At 67.4% G+C, this 17,204-nt stretch carries 15 protein-coding genes; 11 read left to right on the top strand and 4 right to left on the bottom strand.

Going from position 1 to position 17,204, the window contains the following annotated elements; all coding sequences use genetic code 11:
- Positions 1–108 precede the first annotated feature (108 nt).
- The 8 genes from BJP32_RS10300 to BJP32_RS10265 all read left to right on the top strand — a co-directional run bounded on the left by BJP32_RS10300 (position 109) and on the right by BJP32_RS10265 (position 10,630).
- Positions 109–2,178, top strand: coding sequence for a TonB-dependent receptor domain-containing protein (locus BJP32_RS10300; RefSeq protein ID WP_046651965.1), 2,070 nt, complete (start codon positions 109–111; stop codon positions 2,176–2,178).
- Positions 2,178–3,548: a PepSY domain-containing protein gene (locus BJP32_RS10295; RefSeq protein WP_046651967.1), complete on the top strand. Its 1,371-nt coding sequence runs from the start codon at positions 2,178–2,180 to the stop codon at positions 3,546–3,548. The genes BJP32_RS10300 and BJP32_RS10295 overlap by 1 nt, the downstream gene beginning before the upstream one ends.
- A 14-nt stretch (positions 3,549–3,562) precedes the next feature.
- A complete protein-coding gene (locus BJP32_RS10290) occupies positions 3,563–4,057 on the top strand; it encodes a copper chaperone PCu(A)C (protein ID WP_003165558.1) in 495 nt (164 codons plus the stop codon).
- A gap of 73 nt (positions 4,058–4,130) precedes the next feature.
- Positions 4,131–5,228 (top strand): redox-regulated ATPase YchF, encoded by a 1,098-nt coding sequence (ychF, locus tag BJP32_RS10285; protein WP_046651968.1) that lies wholly within the window; start codon positions 4,131–4,133, stop codon positions 5,226–5,228.
- Positions 5,229–5,357: 129 nt separating this feature from the next.
- On the top strand, positions 5,358–6,629 hold the full coding sequence (locus BJP32_RS10280) for an O-acetylhomoserine aminocarboxypropyltransferase/cysteine synthase family protein (protein ID WP_076223929.1): 1,272 nt from the start codon (positions 5,358–5,360) through the stop codon (positions 6,627–6,629).
- A gap of 109 nt (positions 6,630–6,738) precedes the next feature.
- Positions 6,739–8,388, top strand: coding sequence for a M28 family metallopeptidase (locus BJP32_RS10275; protein WP_076223927.1), 1,650 nt, complete (start codon positions 6,739–6,741; stop codon positions 8,386–8,388).
- A 105-nt stretch (positions 8,389–8,493) separates the two neighbouring features.
- Positions 8,494–10,098: a M28 family peptidase gene (locus BJP32_RS10270; RefSeq protein WP_076223952.1), complete on the top strand. Its 1,605-nt coding sequence runs from the start codon at positions 8,494–8,496 to the stop codon at positions 10,096–10,098.
- A 55-nt stretch (positions 10,099–10,153) separates the two neighbouring features.
- Positions 10,154–10,630: a hypothetical protein gene (locus BJP32_RS10265; protein WP_046651971.1), complete on the top strand. Its 477-nt coding sequence runs from the start codon at positions 10,154–10,156 to the stop codon at positions 10,628–10,630.
- A gap of 76 nt (positions 10,631–10,706) precedes the next feature.
- Here BJP32_RS10265 and BJP32_RS10260 read toward each other — a convergent pair whose 3' ends face one another.
- Genes BJP32_RS10260 through petA form a run of 3 tightly spaced genes read right to left on the bottom strand, consistent with a single transcriptional unit; the run spans position 10,707 to position 13,458 of the window.
- The gene (locus BJP32_RS10260; protein WP_003165564.1) at positions 10,707–11,582 is read right to left on the bottom strand and encodes a cytochrome c1; all 876 of its coding nucleotides are present in this window, start codon (positions 11,580–11,582) and stop codon (positions 10,707–10,709) included.
- Between the two features lie 5 nt (positions 11,583–11,587).
- Positions 11,588–12,886 carry a cytochrome b/b6 gene (locus BJP32_RS10255; RefSeq protein ID WP_003165565.1) on the bottom strand — a complete coding sequence of 433 codons (1,299 nt, stop codon included), beginning with the start codon at positions 12,884–12,886 and terminating at the stop codon, positions 11,588–11,590.
- Positions 12,887–12,903: 17 nt separating this feature from the next.
- Positions 12,904–13,458 (bottom strand): ubiquinol-cytochrome c reductase iron-sulfur subunit, encoded by a 555-nt coding sequence (gene petA, locus BJP32_RS10250; protein WP_040345735.1) that lies wholly within the window; start codon positions 13,456–13,458, stop codon positions 12,904–12,906.
- Between the two features lie 196 nt (positions 13,459–13,654).
- Between petA and BJP32_RS10245 the strand changes: the two genes are divergently transcribed.
- Both BJP32_RS10245 and BJP32_RS10240 read left to right on the top strand, forming a co-directional pair.
- A complete protein-coding gene (locus BJP32_RS10245; RefSeq protein WP_076223926.1) occupies positions 13,655–14,110 on the top strand; it encodes a tRNA (cytidine(34)-2'-O)-methyltransferase in 456 nt (151 codons plus the stop codon).
- Between the two features lie 71 nt (positions 14,111–14,181).
- The gene (locus BJP32_RS10240; protein ID WP_088409983.1) at positions 14,182–14,799 is read left to right on the top strand and encodes a DUF2726 domain-containing protein; all 618 of its coding nucleotides are present in this window, start codon (positions 14,182–14,184) and stop codon (positions 14,797–14,799) included.
- A gap of 22 nt (positions 14,800–14,821) precedes the next feature.
- Here BJP32_RS10240 and BJP32_RS10235 read toward each other — a convergent pair whose 3' ends face one another.
- Positions 14,822–16,099: a dipeptidase gene (locus BJP32_RS10235; protein WP_040345738.1), complete on the bottom strand. Its 1,278-nt coding sequence runs from the start codon at positions 16,097–16,099 to the stop codon at positions 14,822–14,824.
- A gap of 248 nt (positions 16,100–16,347) precedes the next feature.
- On the opposite strand from BJP32_RS10235, the gene hemF reads away from it, so the two are divergent.
- The gene (hemF, locus tag BJP32_RS10230) at positions 16,348–17,202 is read left to right on the top strand and encodes an oxygen-dependent coproporphyrinogen oxidase (RefSeq protein ID WP_369822405.1); all 855 of its coding nucleotides are present in this window, start codon (positions 16,348–16,350) and stop codon (positions 17,200–17,202) included.
- Positions 17,203–17,204 lie beyond the last annotated feature (2 nt).

The following is a 17,204-nucleotide window of genomic DNA, read 5'->3' as shown; positions in this document are numbered from 1 at the left end:
GCCTTCAGCAGGCGCGCCCCGCCTCACGCCTGAAAACCAGACCCATCGACGCCGCGCGCCTGCTGAAGGCCTGCGCGGCCGCACATCTGTTTTCAGGATACGAATTCCATGTCTCTCAAGACCGCTGCGGCGCCGTGCGCCCTGCTGATCGGCGCCTGCCTGGCGCCGTCCCTCGCCCATGCCTACGACCTGTCGGAGGCTGACGCCCCCACCGTCGTCGACAGCATCATCGTCACCGGCCGTCGCAACGCCGAAGACCCGACCGTCGTGGCCGAGGCCCGCGATCGTCTCAGCCGCACCCCCGGCGCCGTCGCCGTGGTGTCGGCCGAAAGCTATTCCGACCGCTTCGTCCAGGGCTTCTCCGACACCCTGCGCAACGTCCCCGGCGTGCTGGCGCAAAAGCGGTTCGGCGAGGAAAGCCGCCTGTCCATCCGCGGCTCGTGCATCGCCCAGGGCTTCCACCAGCGCGGCGTCCTGTTCGCCCAGGACAGCGTGCCCTTCGCCGACGCCGACGGCTTTTCCGACTTCCAGAGCGTGGATTCCCTCAGCGCCCGCTATGTCGAGGTGTGGAAGGGCGCCAACACCCTGCGCTTCGGCGGGGCCCAGTTAGGCGGGGCGATCAACCTCGTCACCCCGACCGGCCGCACGGCCCGCCAGCGCGCCCTGATGCAGGTCGAGGGCGGCAGCTACGGCTTCGTGCGCGCTCATGGCGCCGTCGCCGAGACCTATGGCGCCTGGGACGTCTTCGCCGCCGCCACCGCCATGCAAGGCGACGGCTGGCGCGACCACAGCCAGCAATCGCAGGGGCGCCTGACCGTCAATGCGGGCCGTTCCTTCGGCGAGGACCGCGAAGTGCGCCTGATCGCCCAGGCCGCCGACATCAAGCAGGACATGCCCGGCTCCCTGACGCTGAAACAGGCGCTGAACACCCCACGCATGGCCTCAGCCAGCGCCCTGTCCGGCGATCAGGCCCGCGATCTGACGGTCAAGCGGCTGACGCTCCAGACCCGCTGGCGCTTCAACGAATCGACCCTGTTCGAGGGCGCGGTCTGGGGCTGGGAGAAATCCCTCTATCACCCGATCTTCCAGGTGCTGGATCAGGACAGCACGACGCGCGGCGCCTTCGCCCGCATCGACTGGACCGGCCAGATCGGCGGCCTGCGCGCCGACGCCTTCTACGGCTTCTCGTGGCGCGAGGGAGAGGTCGAGGCCCTGCGCTATGTGAACCTGGCGGGTCAGCGCGGCGCCAAGACCGCCGATGCGCGTCAGGACGCCTCCGGTCTGGACGTCTTCGCCGAGGGGCGGCTGTTCGTCACCGACCAACTAGCTCTGGTCGCGGGCGGCTCATGGGGACGCGCCACGCGCGACTATCTAGACCGCATGACCTCGGCCAATGATGCCAGCCGGGACTATGACTGGTTCTCGCCGCGCATGGGCCTGTTGTGGGAAGCCGAGAACGGCGCCCAGGTCTTCGCCAACCTGACCCGCTCGGTCGAGCCGCCGACCTATGGCGCCCTGGTGCAGGCGCCGCTGACCGGCTTCACCCCGGTCGAGGTTCAGGACGCCTGGACCGGCGAGATCGGCACGCGCGGCCGTCATGGCCCTCTGGCCTGGGATCTGGTCGCCTATCGCAGCCGGATCGAGGGCGAGATGCTGAACTTCATCACCGGCCCCGACATCCCCGTCGCCACCTTCAACGCCAAGAAGACGATCCATCAGGGAATCGAGGCCGGGCTGGACTGGACCCTTCCCGTCGAACTGGCGGACGGGTCGCTGATGCTGCGTCAGGTCTATAACTGGAGCGACTTCCGCTTCGACGGCGACGCCCTGTGGGGCGACAATCGCCTGCCGGTCGTGCCCGAGCACCAGTACCGGGCCGAGCTGACCTGGCGCCATCCGACGGGCGTCTTCGTCACCCCGTCGGTCGAGTGGCGGATGTCCAGCCCCTACGTCGATTACGCCAACACCATGAAGGCGCCGGACTACGCCGTGCTGGGCCTGACCGGCGGCTTCAACATCAACGCCCGCACCTCGGTCTACATCGACGCGCGTAACCTGACCGACAAGCGTTACGTCGGCGAGTTCTCGGCCGTGACCGACGCTCGCTCGTCGCAGACGGCCGTCTTCTTCCCCGGCGAGGGCCGTTCGGTCTTCGTCGGCCTGCGGCTGGCCTACTGATGACCGCCTCTCTCAAGACCAAGGCGCCGGACATGATGTCCGGCGCCTATCGGGCCGTCTGGCGCTGGCACTTCTACGCCGGGGTGCTGGTGATGCCGTTCCTGATGCTGCTGACGCTGACGGGCGGCCTCCATCTGTTCAAGGACGAGATCGACCACGCCGTCTATCGCTCCATGATCGAGGTTCCGGCTAGCGCCCAGCAAGCCGATCCTGATCAGTGGCTGGCCGCCGCCGCCCGCGCAGGCGAAGGCCGGGCGGCAAATGTGCTGGTGCCTGACCGCGCCGATCAGGCCGTGCGCGTCCGCGTCGACAGGCCCGACGGCGCCCAGCGCACCGTCTTCGTCGATCCGCACACCGCCACGGTCACCGGCGTCACCGCCTATGGCGGCGTGACCGAGACGATCAAGAAGCTGCACTCCCTGACCCTGTTCGGCGGCCCCATCGGCACGGCGCTGAACATTCTGGTCGAGATCATCGCGGGCTGGGCCATCATCCTGTGCGCCACCGGCATCTACCTGTGGTGGCCGCGCCGCCGCGTCGCCGCCGTGCTGAAGCCCAGCCAGAGCGACGCCAGCCGCCGCCCCTTCTGGCGCGATGTCCACGCCCTGACCGGCTTCTATGTCGGCGGAGTGATCATCTTCCTGGCGGCCACCGGGATGCCGTGGTCAGCCGTCTGGGGCGATCGGTTCATGGGCGTCATGCGCGACACGGGACTGGGCCGCCCGCCCGCGCCCGCCGCCGCCAGCCCCTGGAGCCACGCCAAGCCCCACGACGCCCCCGCGGACGTGGGCTGGACGCTGGAGAACGCCGTCATGCCCGCGCATGGGCACGGCGTCGCCAGTCTGACGCGCGTTCTTGAAACCGCGCAGGCGCAGGCCCTGCCCCGCCCCTTCACCGTCAGCATCCCCCGATCCTCCGACCTGGCCTGGACCGTCTCCCGCCAGACCCGCAAGGCCGAGGACGCCCGCAGCCTCTATGTCGATGGCGCCACCGGGGCGGTGAAGGCCGACCTGCGCTGGAGCCAGTTCGGCGTCATGGCCAAGGGCTTCGAATGGGGCATCGCCGTCCATCAGGGAACGCAATACGGCTGGATCAACCGCATCGTCATGCTGATCGGCTGCATCGCCGTCTGGCTGCTGGCGATCAGCGGGTTGATCATGTGGTGGAAGCGCCGCCCGCCCAGCCTGTCGCGCCGCCTTGCCGGCGCCCCGCCCGCGCCGCCCGGCCCCCGCGCGAGAATCGCCGTGCTGTGCATCGTCATCCCCCTGTCCATCCTCTATCCCTTGACGGGACTGAGCCTCGTGGCCGCCCTGCTGCTCGACCGAGCGGCGCGGGCGTTCGCCGGGTCCAAGCCCGTCGCAGCCTCTTGAGAAGGAGCTTCAACATGAAACCTCTGTTCGCCCTGACCGTCCTGTCGGCCGCCGCCCTCACCCTCGCCGCCTGCGGCCAGCCCGCCGAAAAGTCGGCCGAGGCCGCCAAGGACGCCGCCGTCGCCCCCGGCGTGGTCCAGGTCGCCGACGCCTGGTGCCGCCCCACCCCCAACGGCGCCAAGGCCGGGGGCTGCTACCTGACCCTGACGGCAGGCTCCGACGACCGTCTGGTCAGCGTCTCGACCGCCCTGGCCCAGTCGGCCGAGGTGCATGAGATGAAGATGGAGAACGGGGTCATGAGCATGGCCCACCTGGCCGACGGCCTGCCCCTGCCCGCCGGAACCCCGGTCGAGCTGAAGCCCGGCGGCAACCACATCATGCTGATGGGCCTGCGTGATCCGCTGGTCGACGGCGGCGTCGCCTCCTTCACCCTGACGTTCGAGAAGGCCGGTCCCATCGGCGTCCACGCGGCCATCAAGCAGCCGCCGGTGGTGGATTCCGAAGAGTAGGAGGCTCTCTTGGCGGCGCGAGCCTGACAAACCGGCCCGAACCGGCTAAAGGCTCGCGCTCACGAGGAATACCATGGCCCTGAAAGTCGCGATCGTCGGCCTGCCCAACGTCGGCAAGTCCACCCTGTTCAACGCCCTGACCAAGACGGCGGCGGCCCAAGCGGCCAACTATCCGTTCTGCACCATCGAGCCGAACACCGGCGACGTGGCCGTGCCGGAGCCGCGCCTGAACGTCCTGGCCGGCATCGCCGGGTCCAAGGAGATCATCCCCTCGCGGATCACCTTCGTGGACATCGCCGGTCTGGTGCGCGGCGCATCCAAGGGCGAGGGCCTGGGCAACCAGTTCCTGGCCAACATCCGCGACTGCGACGCCATCGCCTTCGTCGCCCGCTGCTTCGTCGATGACGACATCACCCACGTCGAGAACCGCATCGACCCGATCTCGGACCTCGAGATCATCGAGACCGAGCTGATGCTGGCCGACCTCGAGAGCCTTGAGCGCCGCCGCGTCCAGATCGAGAAGCGCGCCAAGGGCGGCGACAAGGAATCCCAGCTGAACCTGAAGCTGATCGACGCCGCACTCGAGAAGCTGCGCGACGGCAAGCCCGCGCGTCTGGCCGAGGTGTCCAAGGAGGACAAGAAGGCTTGGGACATGCTGCAGCTGCTGACCGCCCTGCCCGCCCTCTATGTCGCCAACGTCGAGGAAGGCTCGGCCGACAAGGGCAATGAGCTGTCCGATCTGGTCGCCAAGCGCGCCGCCGAGGACAACGCCAACTCAGTCGTCATCTCGGCCCAGATCGAGTCGGAAATCGCCGTCCTGGACGACGAGGAGCAGAAGGAGTTCCTCGAGACCCTGGGTCTGGAAGAGCCCGGCCTGAACCGCCTGATCCGCGAGGCCTACAAGCTGCTGGGCCTGCAGACCTACTTCACCGTCGGGCCGAAGGAAGCGCGCGCCTGGACCATCCCCGTCGGCGCCACCGCGCCGCAGGCGGCGGGCGTGATCCACACCGACTTCGAAAAAGGCTTCATCCGCGGCGAGACCATCGCCTTCGACGACTATGTCGCGCTGAAAGGCGAAGCGGGCGCCAAGGAAGCGGGCAAGATGCGCGCCGAAGGCAAGGCCTACATCGTCAAGGACGGGGATGTGATGCATTTCCTGTTCAACAACTAAGACACTTCCTCAGGGCGGTTAGAAAATCTGACCGCCCTGATAGAATTACTGAAATTCCATACCCTTGCAGGTATCGCCAAAGCCCTGAATGAATCAGCCGACTGACGCTGAAAATTCTCCAGGGACGCCATGAAGTTCGATACCCTCGCCGTGCATGCGGGCTATTCGCCTGATCCGACCACCAAATCGGTTGCCGTGCCCATCTATCAGACCACCAGCTACGCCTTCGACGACACCCAGCACGGGGCGGATCTGTTCGACCTGAAGGTGGCGGGCAACATCTACACCCGCATCATGAACCCGACGTCCGACGTGCTGGAACAGCGCATCGCGGCGCTGGAGGGCGGCATTGCGGCGCTGACCGTGGCCTCGGGTCAGGCGGCGATCACCTATGCGATCCTGACCATCGCGGAGGCGGGCGACAACATTATCGCCACCTCGACCCTGTATGGCGGCACCTATAATCTGTTCGCCCACACCCTGCCCCAGTACGGCGTCACGGTGCGCTTCATCGACGCCGCCGACCCGGCCGCCATCGCCGCCCATACGGATGAGCGCACCAAGGCGGTCTTCTGCGAATCCATCGGCAACCCGCTGGGCAATGTCGTCGACTTCGGCGCCCTGGCTGACGCGGCCCACGCGCAAGGGTTGCCGCTGATCGTCGACAACACCGTGCCGACCCCCTACCTGACCCGCCCGATCGAGCACGGCGCGGACATCGTCATCCACTCCCTGACCAAATACATCGGCGGCCACGGCACCAGCATCGGCGGCGCCATCGTGGACAGCGGCAACTTCCCCTGGGCCGAGCACAAGGCGCGCTTCCGCCGCCTGAACGAGCCGGAAGTCAGTTACCACGGCGTCGTCTACACCGAGGCGCTTGGCCCGGCGGCCTTCATCGGCCGGGTGCGCACCGTCCTGCTGCGCAACACGGGCGCCGCCATCTCGCCGTTCAACAGCTTCCTGATCCTTCAGGGGCTTGAGACGCTGGCCCTGCGCATGGACCGCCACGTCGAGAACGCGACCGCCGTCGCCCAGTGGCTGAAGGCCCACCCCAAGGTGGAATGGGTCAACTACGCCGGGCTGGAAGACCATCCGTCCAACCCGCTGATCAAGAAGTATTTCGGCGGCAAGGCGTCCGGCCTTCTGACTTTCGGCGTGAAGGGCGGCCGCGAGGCGGGCGCCCGCTTCCAGGACGCGGTGAAGATCTTCACCCGTCTGGTCAACATCGGCGACGCCAAGTCGCTGGTCTGCCACCCAGCCTCGACCACCCACCGCCAGCTGTCGCCTGACGAGCTGAAGAAGGCGGGCGTGACCGAGGACACCGTGCGCCTGTCCGTCGGCATCGAACACATCGACGACCTGATCGCCGATCTGGACCAGGCGCTGGCCGCCGTCTGATTTTTCGACCTGTCCCAGCCAGGCGCCGCCGACGCGGCGCTTGGCTGTCGACTCCGCTGATCCGGCTCACTACGGTCCCGCCATCGAATTCTCCGAGGGGTGAGACTGTATGCGTATTTCATCTTCCGTCGCCGTCCTGGCTTTCGCCGCGGCCCTGGCCGGCGGCGCCGCTGCTCAGGCCCAGACCGCGCCCGCCTTCGACGCCGCGCGCATTTCCGAGGACATCCGCGTCCTGTCGGACGACAGCTTCGAGGGGCGCGGCATCGCCACCCCGGCCGAGCAGAAGGTCATCGACTACCTGAGCCGCCAGTATGCGGCCGCCGGCTTCGCGCCGGGCGGCGAGAACGGCGGCTGGACCCAGGCGGTCGGCCTGAACCGCTTCACCGTCTCCAACGTCTCGGGCCAGCTGAAGCTGGGCGACTGGAGCCAGCCGCTGACGCAGGGCCAGGAAGTCACCATGACGACCCGCCTGCCCAGCAACGGCGTCGACCTGAAGGACGCGCCGCTGGTCTTCGTCGGCTACGGCATCAGCGCGCCCGAGCGTCAGTGGAACGACTTCAAGACTGACGTGCGCGGCAAGGTGATCGTCGTCCTGGTCAACGACGCCGACTTCGAAGACCCGTCGCTGAACACCTTCGGCGGCGAGGCCATGACCTATTACGGCCGCTGGACCTACAAGTTTGAGGAAGCCGCGCGTCAGGGCGCGGCGGGCGTGCTGATCGTTCACGAGACCAAGCCCGCCTCCTACGGCTGGACCACGGTCGCCAACTCCTGGGGCGTGCCGCAGTTCGACATCGTGCGCGCCGATCCGTCGGCCGAGCGCGTGGCGATGGAAGGCTGGATCCAGCGCGATCTGGCCGTCGACCTGTTCCGCCGCGCGGGCCTCGACTTCGAGCAGGAGAAGATCAAGGCGCGCAGCCGCGACTTCCAGCCCGTCGAACTGACCGGCGCGACCCTCGACGCCCGCATGGACGTGAAGTCCGAGCGCATCGTCACCCACAACGTCGTGGCCAAGCTGGAAGGCTCGACCCATCCGGACGAGACCATCCTCTACACCGGCCACTGGGACCACATCGGCATGGGCGAGCCGGACGCCAACGGCGACCGCATCTTCAACGGCGCCATCGACAATGCCTCGGGCACGGCGGCCCTGCTGGAAATGTCGCGCCAATGGTCGGCCGGACCGCGGCCTGAGCGCACCATCGTCATGATCAGCTTCACCGGCGAAGAAAGCGGCCTGCTGGGTTCGGAATTCTACGCCGCCAACCCGCTGTATCCGCTGGAGAAGACCGTCGGCGGCTTCAACATCGACTCCTCCGCCGTCTTCGGCCGGATGAACAAGCTGGGCGTGACCGGCTACGGCCATTCCGAACTGGACGAGCCGGTGATCGCGGCGGCGGCGGTGCAGGGACGCGGCTTCGTCGGCGACGCCGGCGCCGCGGCGGGCATCTACTTCCGCTCCGACCACTTCCCGCTCGCCAAGAAGGGCGTGCCGATGGCCTATCTGTCCTCGACGGGCGAGTTCGTCGACGCGCCGATCGAGCCGCGCCTGGCGCGCGCCGCCGACTATCGCGCCAACCGCTATCACCAGGCGGCGGACGAGTGGGAGGCCGATTGGGACTACTCGGGCATGCTTCAGGATCTGGATGTCATGTTCAAGGTCGGTCAGGATCTGGCCAACAGCCGCACCTGGCCGGAATGGAAGTCCGGCTCGGAGTTCGGCCCGGAACGCGCCAAGAGCGCCGCTCAGCGCCGCTGATCCGGCCCTTCGGTCGAACATGACGAAAATGTAAGGGGCGGCCTCGCAAGGGGCCGCCCTAAGACTATGGGAAACGGCCTCGTGGGGAAGGTCGAAGGAAACGCCATGCACCATCGCTTCATTCGCGGCGTCGCCGCCGCCGCGCTGATCCTCGTCGCGGGCGCCGCCTCGGCCCAGGACTTTTCAGCCCAGCGCCTGTCCGACGACATCCGCGTCATCAGCGCCGACGACTTCCAGGGCCGCTACCCCGGCACGGAGGGCGAGAAGAAAACGCTGGATTGGCTGCAGGCCCAGTATGAGGCCATGGGGCTGGAGCCTGGCGGACCGAACGGCCAATGGCTGCAGGTCATCGACCTGAAGCGCCTGACGCCCAGGGGCGAGCCCGCGCTGGCCTTGACCGGAACGCCGTCCGGCGGCCGCGCCCTGACCGCCGGGACCGACTTCACCCTGCGAGCGATGAACGATGCGGCCGTGGGCCAGGTGATCGACGCCCCCATGGTCTTCGCAGGCTACGGCATCCATGCGCCCGAGCGAGGCTGGGACGACTACGGCGATCTGGACGTGACCGGAGCGGTCGTCCTGGTCGTGGCGGGCGAGCCCGACGGCGAACTGTTCAACGGCCCCTACGCCACCACCTACCAGTCCGCCGCCTACAAGGCTGACGAGGCCAAGCGGCGCGGCGCCGTGGCGGTTCTGACCGTCGTCGACGGCGACGCGGGCGCGGCCGCCTGGCGACGCGAGACATCGGGGGCCGGCCGCACCCGCACCCTGACGCCCGGCTCAGCCGAACTGACCCTCAGCGGCGCCGTCAACCGCGACGTCGCCGCCGAAATGGGCGTGGACCTGGCGTCGCTGAAGCCCCGCTTCGAAACCGGCGACTTCCGCGCCTTCCCGCTGGAGACGCGGATCACCGCCTCGGCCGAGGAATCGGTCGAAATCCTGCGCACCCACAACCTTCTGGCGCGCATCACCGGAACGGAACGCCCGAACGAGGTCGTCATCTATTCCGCCCACTGGGACCATGTCGGCGTCAATGAACACGCAGCGGGCGACGACAAGGTGTTCAACGGCGCCTGGGACAACGCCTCGGGCACCATCGGCGTGGTCGAGATGGCGCGCCAGCTGAAGGCCGCCCCGACGCCGAAGCGCACCCTCGTCTTCGCCCATATGGCGGCCGAGGAGATGGGCCTGCTGGGCGCCTACGCCTATGTCGCCGATCCGGTCTATCCGCTGGAGACGACGGTGGCCGACATCAACATCGACATGCTGCCCCTCAGCGGCCCGACTCGCGACGTGCCCATCTTCGGCAAGGGCCAGAACAGCCTCGAGGACGACCTTCAGGCCCTGGCCGAACAGGAGGGCCGCTACGTCTCGGACGACGGCCAGCCGGAGCAGAATTTCTACTACCGCTCCGACCACTTCCCCTTCGCCCGTGCAGGCGTGCCGGCCCTGATGCCCTGGCACGGGGTGGATTGGGTCGAGGGCGGCCGCGAGGCGGGCCTGCCGGCCTGGAAGGCCAAGTTCGGCGCCGACTATCACCGTCCGAGCGACGAGTGGTCGGCCGACTGGGATCTGCGCTCGGCGGTCGAGAACCTGACACTGCTCTATCGCCTGGGCCTGGACCTGGCCAACGGCGACGAATGGCCGAGTTGGAAGCCGACCTCCGAGTTCGGCCAGGTCCGCGACCGCAGCGCGGCGGCCCGACGTTGACGCATCAAAAGGCAAGGGCGGCAACGCCCTCGCCCGCCCGCACGTTGAGGCGGAAATGAAGCGCCCTTCGCCTCTCTTCTTCATCGTGCTGGCGCCCCTGCTGGCGGCCTGCGACCCGCCGGGACAGGTCAACCCGCCCACGGAGCCCGCCCAACCCATACAGGGGCCGGGAACCTCGGCGCCCCCGCCCCAGCGCCCGCCGGGGATGGAGCCCTTGCTGCGCGGCGCCGGCGCGACCAGCTTCGTCGGCCGATGGGCCGCCGCGGCCGGCGCCTGCGCGCAGCCAGACGATGAGGCCGCGCTCGAGATCACCACCACCGATCTGCACGGGCGCGGACTGCTCTGCGTGATCGAAACCATCAATGAGCGCGGCCAAGGCTACGACGCCCTCCTCTCCTGCCAGACGGCCGCCGGCCAGGCCGAACGCCCCGCCCGCTTCGAAGCCACCGACGACGCCTTGCGCCTGATCTGGCTGGATCGGCCTAATGAGCAGCCCCAGCGCCTGATCCGCTGCACCACCCTGGCGCGCTGACGGCACAGGACGCCGCCCACGAAAAAACCCGCCGGATCGCTCCGGCGGGTCGTTTCGTCTGCGAGGAGAAAGCGCCTTAGTGGGCGACGCCCTTCCAGATGCGGCGATAGCTGGCGTAGGTCACGCCCGCGAAGGCCAGCAGGAAGATGATGACCCCGAAGCCCATCTGCTTGCGCTCGACCATCTTCGGCTCGGATGTCCAGGCGATGAAGGCCGCGACGTCCTTCGACATCTGGTCCACGGTCGCCTCGGTGCCGTCGTCATAGGTGACCTGACCGGCGGTCAGCGGCGCCGGCATGGCGATGAAGCCGCCCGGCGGCACATGGCCCTTGCCTTCCCAGAACGGGGTCATGTCGCCCGCCATATAGGGGTTGTAGTGCTGGCCCGGCGCCATCTTCAGGCCCGCCGGCGGGGTCGAATAGCCCGACAGCAGCGAATAGATGTAGTTGGCGCCGTCGTGGCGAGCCTTGGCCATGACCGACAGGTCCGGCGGCATGGCGCCGCCGTTGGCCGCAGCGGCCGCCGTCGGGTTCGGGTAGGGGTTGGGGAAGCGGTCCGCCGTGGTGGCGTCGCGACGCAGGTCTTCACCCGTTTCCGAGTCGATGTCGGCGACCTGGATCTCCTTGGCCAGAGCCTTCACGACCGGGTTGTCGTTCGGGTTCGGATACTTCGGATTCCAGAACGGCCCGTGCTTGTCGCCCAGGTTGCGGAAGTGCACCAGATCCATGCCGTGGCACGAGGCGCAGACTTCACGATAGACCTTGTAGCCGCGCTGCAGCTGGCCCTGGTCGAAGGTGCCGAACGGACCGGCGAAGCTGAAGCCGCCGTCGCGCGGATGCTTGGCGCCCCCGGCGGCCATCGCCGGAGCGGCGATGGCGACCAGGCCGACAGCGGCCGTCACGGAGACGAGGATCTTGCGGAAGGACACGGTCTTTTTCTCGTTGCTCATCATCGCGCTCAGGCCTTCTCGGCTGCGGTCGACGGGAGCACGGGCTCCGAGATCGTCGCCGGGATCGGCAGCGGCTTCTCACGCAGGCCGATGAGAGGCATCAGCACCAGGAAGAAGACGAAGTAGTAGGCGGTGAACAGGCGGGTCAGCCACAGGTAGGAGTTCAGCTGGCCGTCGATCAGGTTGAAGCTGGGCATGCCCGGCACGACCGGCGCGTCCGGCAGCTGCGCGCCGCACCAGCCCAGGCCGAAGCAGACGAACAGGAAGATGATGAAGAAGGTCTTCATCGTCGGGCGGTAGCGCATGGAGCGCACCTTGGACGTGTCCAGCCACGGCAGGACGAACAGCACGCCGATCGCGGCGAACATGGCCACCACGCCGCCGAACTTGTCGGGGATGGCGCGCAGGATCGCGTAGAAGGGCAGCATGTACCACTCAGGCACGATGTGCGCCGGGGTCTGCAGCGGGTTGGCCGGGATGTAGTTGTCGGCGTGGCCCAGGGCGCCAGGGTTGTAGAAGACGAACACCGCGAACAGGATCAGGAACAGGATGATCGCAAAGCCGTCCTTGACCGTGAAGTACGGGTGGAAGGGCAGCGTGTCCTTGGCCTGACGGTCCTTCGGGATCAGGATGCCGACCGGGTTGTTCTGACCGGCGGCGTGCAGGGCCCACAGGTGCAGCACCACGCAGCCGGCGATGACGAACGGCAGCAGGTAGTGCAGCGAGAAGAAGCGGTTCAGCGTCGCGTTGTCGATCGCCGGGCCGCCGCGCAGCCAGACCAGGATCGGCTCGCCGACGACCGGAATGGCGCCGATCAGGTTGGTGATGACCTCAGCGCCCCAGAAGGACATCTGGCCCCACGGCAGGACGTAGCCCAGGAAGGCCGTGGCGATCATCAGGAAGAAGATGACGCAGCCGACGATCCAGATCATCTCGCGCGGCGCCTTGTAGGAGCCATAGTACAGGCCCCGCAGCATGTGCAGATAGACGGCGATGAAGAACATCGACGCGCCGTTGGCGTGCACATAACGGATCAGCCAGCCGCCGTTCACGTCGCGCATGATGCGCTCGACCGAGGCGAAGGCCATGTCGACGTGCGGGGTGTAGTGCATGGCCAGGACGATGCCGGTGATGATCTGGGTCATCAGGCAGATCGCCAGGATGCCGCCGAAGGTCCACCAGTAGTTCAGGTTCTTCGGGGTCGGCAGGTTCGCATAGTCCATGCCGAAACGGATGATCGGCAGGCGGGTGTCCATCCACCGCTCAACGGCGGTCTTCGGGACGTAAGTGGATTCGTGATCGCTCATGGTTCCTCTGTCCGTCCTCAGCCGATCTTCACGCGGGTGTCGGACACGTATTCGTAGTTCGGCACGATCAGGTTCAGCGGCGCCGGTCCCTTACGGATGCGGCCCGAGGCGTCGTAGTGCGAACCGTGGCACGGGCAGAACCAGCCGCCGTATTCACCGGCGTTGAAGGTCGGCACGCAGCCCAGGTGGGTGCACGAACCGATGACGACGAGATATTTCTCGTGGCCTTCCTTGGTGCGCTCGGCGTCGGTCTGCGGCGGGCTGCCCACGGCGCCCTCGTCGATGACCTTGGTCAGTTCGGCCGGGGTGCGATAGCGCACGAAGACCGGCTTGCCCTGCCACTTGATGACGACCTGCTGGCCTTCCTGAACCTTGGTCAGATCGAATTCGATCGACGCCAGGGCCAGGGTGTCGGCCGCCGGGTTCATCTGGTTGATCAGGGGCCACGCCACCATCACGCCGGCGCCGGCCGCAGCCGCGCCCGCCGCAATGTGGATGAAGTCGCGGCGGGTGGCGTCGCCACCCCCGTGTTGGCCGTCAGGCCCGTCAGCATTCACGACCGATTCGGCCACGCGTTTCACCTCTGCATCGCCGGTCGCCCGCCCCGGGAAGGGACGTCAACCGAATGGAACCCTATCATGCGACGGCAAACCCCTGCCCGTCCGGCCTTGGTTTCGGCTGTTCCTGACAAGTCGCGAAAGCGATTTGCGAAACAGTCGCAACAAAAGCCGCGACAAGGCCCCGCCCCGCGCGTATGAGGGCCTTAGAATGCGTCTCGCCCTTTTTCAACCTGACATCCCCCATAATGTCGGCGCCTGCATCCGTCTGAGCGCCTGTTTCGGCGTGGAATTGCACGTCATCGAGCCGACCAGCTTCAATTTCGACGATCGTGCGATGAAGCGCGCGGCGCTGGATTACGGCCCGCTGTCCCATATGACGCGCCATGCGGACTGGGACGCTTTCCAGCGCGACCGGGCGCCGGGACGGCTGGTGCTGTTCACCACGCGCGCGGCCCAACCCCTGACGGATTTTGTTTTCCGGCCCGATGACGTTCTGTTGTTCGGCAAGGAGAGCGCCGGTTCGCCCGACTACGTCCATGCGGCGGCGGATGCGCGAATCTACATCCCCATTCGCCCGGAAGCCCGGTCGCTGAACCTGTCCGTCAGCGCCGGAATCGGCCTGCATGAAGCGTTGCGGCAGATGAACGAACTGCCGACGCGTTGAGCGATTAACTAAAGCCGTTCAGTTCACGCCAACCCGCACAGGCATAACGTCGATCCGCAATAGCGGAGACCATGATGCAATCCCTGTGGCTTAAGCTTACCACGCCGGACCAACTGCCTTTATTGTTGGCGTTCGCCCTTCTCGCAGGTTTTCTGATCGGGTTGGGCGCGGCTGACGCCATGAAACGCCGCGGGCGGCGCCGAACCAAACCGTCGACGACCGCAGTCAAGGTCGTTCCCACGCCTCGAAACCCCGCCACAGATCAGCTGGCGACGGTCATGAAGGCTGAGTTTTACGCCAAACGATTGATGTCGCGACAGGAAGCGCGCGTCTTCTACGCCTTGGAGCGCGGCTTGGCCAAGCACCCGCTCGGTTGGCGCGTCATGGCCCAGGTCTCGCTCGGTGAGGTTCTGGGCTCCACGGATACGAACGCATTTCAGGCCGTGAACAGCAAGCGGGTCGACATGCTGATCATCGCCAGGGACGGTCTGCCGATCGCCGCGGTCGAATACCAGGGCTCAGGCCACTATCAAGGCACGGCCGCCGCCCGCGACGCCGTGAAACGAGAAGCTCTCCGACGTGCCGGTATCGAGTTCCTGGAAATTCGTTCCGGGCATGCTCCCGAAGAACTGGCCTTCGAAATCGACCGGCTCGTCCGGCGCAGAACGCCTGCCGACGAGCCGGCCTGATCGCCTTGTCCTAGCCTGAACCTTACTCCGGCGCGCCGTCGTTCGGCAGTTTGGCAAGGCTCGGCCGCTCGGCGCTCTTCGAGGCCGCCACGCGCTCCACCGCGCGCATGACGCGCAGCAGGTTCTCGCCCGAGATCTTGCGGATGTCGGCCTCGCTCCAGCCGCGGCGCATCAGTTCGGCCAGCAGGCGCGGATAGCCGTCCACGCCCTCCAGGCCGACCGGCAGGCTGTCCACGCCGTCATAGTCGCCGCCCAGGCCCACGTGGTCGATCCCCGCCACGTCGCGGACGTGCTGGATGTGGGCGATGACGTCCTCCATCGTCGCCTTGGGCGCCGGATTGGCGGCGTTCCAGGCGTCCATGCCCGCCTTGACCGCAGCGGGATCGCCGGGATTGAGGGCCGTCAGCCGCGTCATCTCCGCGCCGCGCGCGGCGCCCGAAGCCCGCACGGCCTCGCTGACGAAGCCCGGCACGAAGGTCACCATGACGATGCCGCCGTTGCCCGCCATCTGGCGCAGCACGGCGTCAGGCACGTTGCGCGGATGAGCCGTCACCGCCCGCGCCGAAGAGTGGGAGAAGATCACCGGCGCCTCGGACACGCGAATGGCGTCGACCATGGTGGCCTCGGATACGTGGCTGAGATCGACCATCATGCCCAGACGGTTCATCTCGCGCACCACATCTTCGCCGAAGGCGTTCAGGCCGTCCCACTTGGGCGCGTCCGTGCCGCTGTCGGCCCAGGTCGTGCTCTTGGAGTGGGTCAGCGTCATGTAGCGCGCGCCCGAATCGTAGAACTCGCGCAGCAGGCCCAGAGAGTCGTCGATCGAATAGCCGCCCTCCATGCCGATCAGGCTGGCGATCTTGCCCGCGCGGTGGATGCGGACCAGGTCGTCGGCCGTGGTGGCGATCTCGAAGGTCTCGGGATGGGCGGCGACGATGCGCTTCACCGTGTCGATCTGCTCGAAGGTGGCCTTGGCGGCGTCGACCGGCGCCATGCTGGCGGGGACATAGACCGACCAGAACTGACCGCCCACGCCCCCGGCGCGCAGACGCGGAATATCCGTATGCAGGCGCGTCGACGTTGACAGATTCGCATTCAGATCAACGCCGTGCGGATCATTCCCGAAGCCCTGACGCAGCGCCCACGGCAAATCGTTGTGCCCGTCGATCAGGGGCGTGCGCTTCAAAATCTGCATCACGCGCGCCTCTTGAGGCTGAGACGTTTGAGCCAGAACCGGTCCCGCCAGAACGGCGACGGAGGCGGCGGCCAGCAGGCTGGCGCGCAAGGCGATGCGGATCATGATTTCCCCTCTGAGCTACAGACCCGCCCGGTCGCCACACGGCGCCGCTTTACGGGCGCCGCACGCTGGCACATGCGCGCCGTCGAGGGAACCGTCCGTAGGCATCGTTTGCGTCGCGCCTTGTGATCTGGATCAAGGCCCCCTCGCCCGTGCTGCGGCATCAGGCTCGCATCCGCGCACCCCGCCGGACTGTTCAGAAAGGCCGCGTCATGGTTGAAGCCCTCATGATCCAAGCTGACCCCGCCCTGATGATTGAGCGCCGCGAGCGCGCCCGCGTCTGGTTCGAGACCCTGCGCGACAAGATCCACGCCGGTTTCGAGGCGCTGGAAGACGCCGCCCCCGCCGAACTGTTCGCCGGAGAGCCCGGCCGCTTCGTCCGCACGCCCTGGGACCGCAAGGAAGGCGGCGGCGGCGTCATGGGCATGATGAGCGGCCGCCTTTTTGAAAAGGTCGGCGTCCACTGCTCGACCGTCCACGGAACCTTCCCCGCCGACTACGCCAAGAATGTGCCTGGCGCCGAGGAAGACCCGCGCTTCTACGCCACCGGCATCAGCCTGATCTGCCACCCGGTCAGCCCGCGCGTGCCTGCCGTGCACATGAACACCCGCCTGATCTCGACGACCAAGACCTGGTTCGGCGGCGGCGGCGACCTGACTCCCGTACTGGATGCGGACCGCCGCGACGACCACCCGGACACCGTGGATTTCCACGCCGCCATGAAGGGCGCCTGCGACGCCTTCGACCCGTCCTGGCACGCCAAATACAAGCAGTGGTGCGACGAGTATTTCTTCCTGCCCCACCGCAATGAACCGCGCGGCACCGGCGGCGTCTTCTACGACCACCACGACAGCGGCGACTGGGAGAAGGACTTCGCCTTCACCCAGGCGATCGGCGAGGCCTTCCTCAAGGTCTATTGCGACATCGTCGCCCGCCGGATGCACGAGCCCTGGACCGAGGCCGAGCGCGAGGAGCAACTGATCCGTCGCGGCCGCTACGTCGAGTTCAACCTGCTCTACGACCGCGGCACCATGTTCGGGCTGAAGACCGGCGGCAACGTCGAGTCGATCCTCAGCTCCATGCCCCCCGTGGTGAAGTGGCCATAGAG

This window comes from Brevundimonas sp. ZS04 (assembly GCF_001956865.1).
Classification (GTDB): Bacteria; Pseudomonadota; Alphaproteobacteria; order Caulobacterales; family Caulobacteraceae; genus Brevundimonas; species Brevundimonas diminuta.
Note: the sequence above shows the minus strand (reverse complement) of the source record. Positions and strands in the feature narration are given on the sequence as shown.

What these genes read in the sequence shown, in the direction of transcription:
- BJP32_RS10300 (WP_046651965.1), top strand. Translation starts at nt 109, where the DNA reads ATGTCTCTCAAGACCGCTGCGGCGCCGTGCGCCCTGCTGATCGGCGCC.
- BJP32_RS10295 (WP_046651967.1), top strand. Translation starts at nt 2,178, where the DNA reads ATGACCGCCTCTCTCAAGACCAAGGCGCCGGACATGATGTCCGGCGCC.
- BJP32_RS10290 (WP_003165558.1), top strand. Translation starts at nt 3,563, where the DNA reads ATGAAACCTCTGTTCGCCCTGACCGTCCTGTCGGCCGCCGCCCTCACC.
- ychF (WP_046651968.1), top strand. Translation starts at nt 4,131, where the DNA reads ATGGCCCTGAAAGTCGCGATCGTCGGCCTGCCCAACGTCGGCAAGTCC.
- BJP32_RS10280 (WP_076223929.1), top strand. Translation starts at nt 5,358, where the DNA reads ATGAAGTTCGATACCCTCGCCGTGCATGCGGGCTATTCGCCTGATCCG.
- BJP32_RS10275 (WP_076223927.1), top strand. Translation starts at nt 6,739, where the DNA reads ATGCGTATTTCATCTTCCGTCGCCGTCCTGGCTTTCGCCGCGGCCCTG.
- BJP32_RS10270 (WP_076223952.1), top strand. Translation starts at nt 8,494, where the DNA reads ATGCACCATCGCTTCATTCGCGGCGTCGCCGCCGCCGCGCTGATCCTC.
- BJP32_RS10265 (WP_046651971.1), top strand. Translation starts at nt 10,154, where the DNA reads ATGAAGCGCCCTTCGCCTCTCTTCTTCATCGTGCTGGCGCCCCTGCTG.
- BJP32_RS10260 (WP_003165564.1), bottom strand. Translation starts at nt 11,582, where the DNA reads ATGATGAGCAACGAGAAAAAGACCGTGTCCTTCCGCAAGATCCTCGTC.
- BJP32_RS10255 (WP_003165565.1), bottom strand. Translation starts at nt 12,886, where the DNA reads ATGAGCGATCACGAATCCACTTACGTCCCGAAGACCGCCGTTGAGCGG.
- BJP32_RS10245 (WP_076223926.1), top strand. Translation starts at nt 13,655, where the DNA reads ATGCGTCTCGCCCTTTTTCAACCTGACATCCCCCATAATGTCGGCGCC.
- BJP32_RS10240 (WP_088409983.1), top strand. Translation starts at nt 14,182, where the DNA reads ATGATGCAATCCCTGTGGCTTAAGCTTACCACGCCGGACCAACTGCCT.
- BJP32_RS10235 (WP_040345738.1), bottom strand. Translation starts at nt 16,099, where the DNA reads ATGATCCGCATCGCCTTGCGCGCCAGCCTGCTGGCCGCCGCCTCCGTC.
- hemF (WP_369822405.1), top strand. Translation starts at nt 16,348, where the DNA reads ATGATTGAGCGCCGCGAGCGCGCCCGCGTCTGGTTCGAGACCCTGCGC.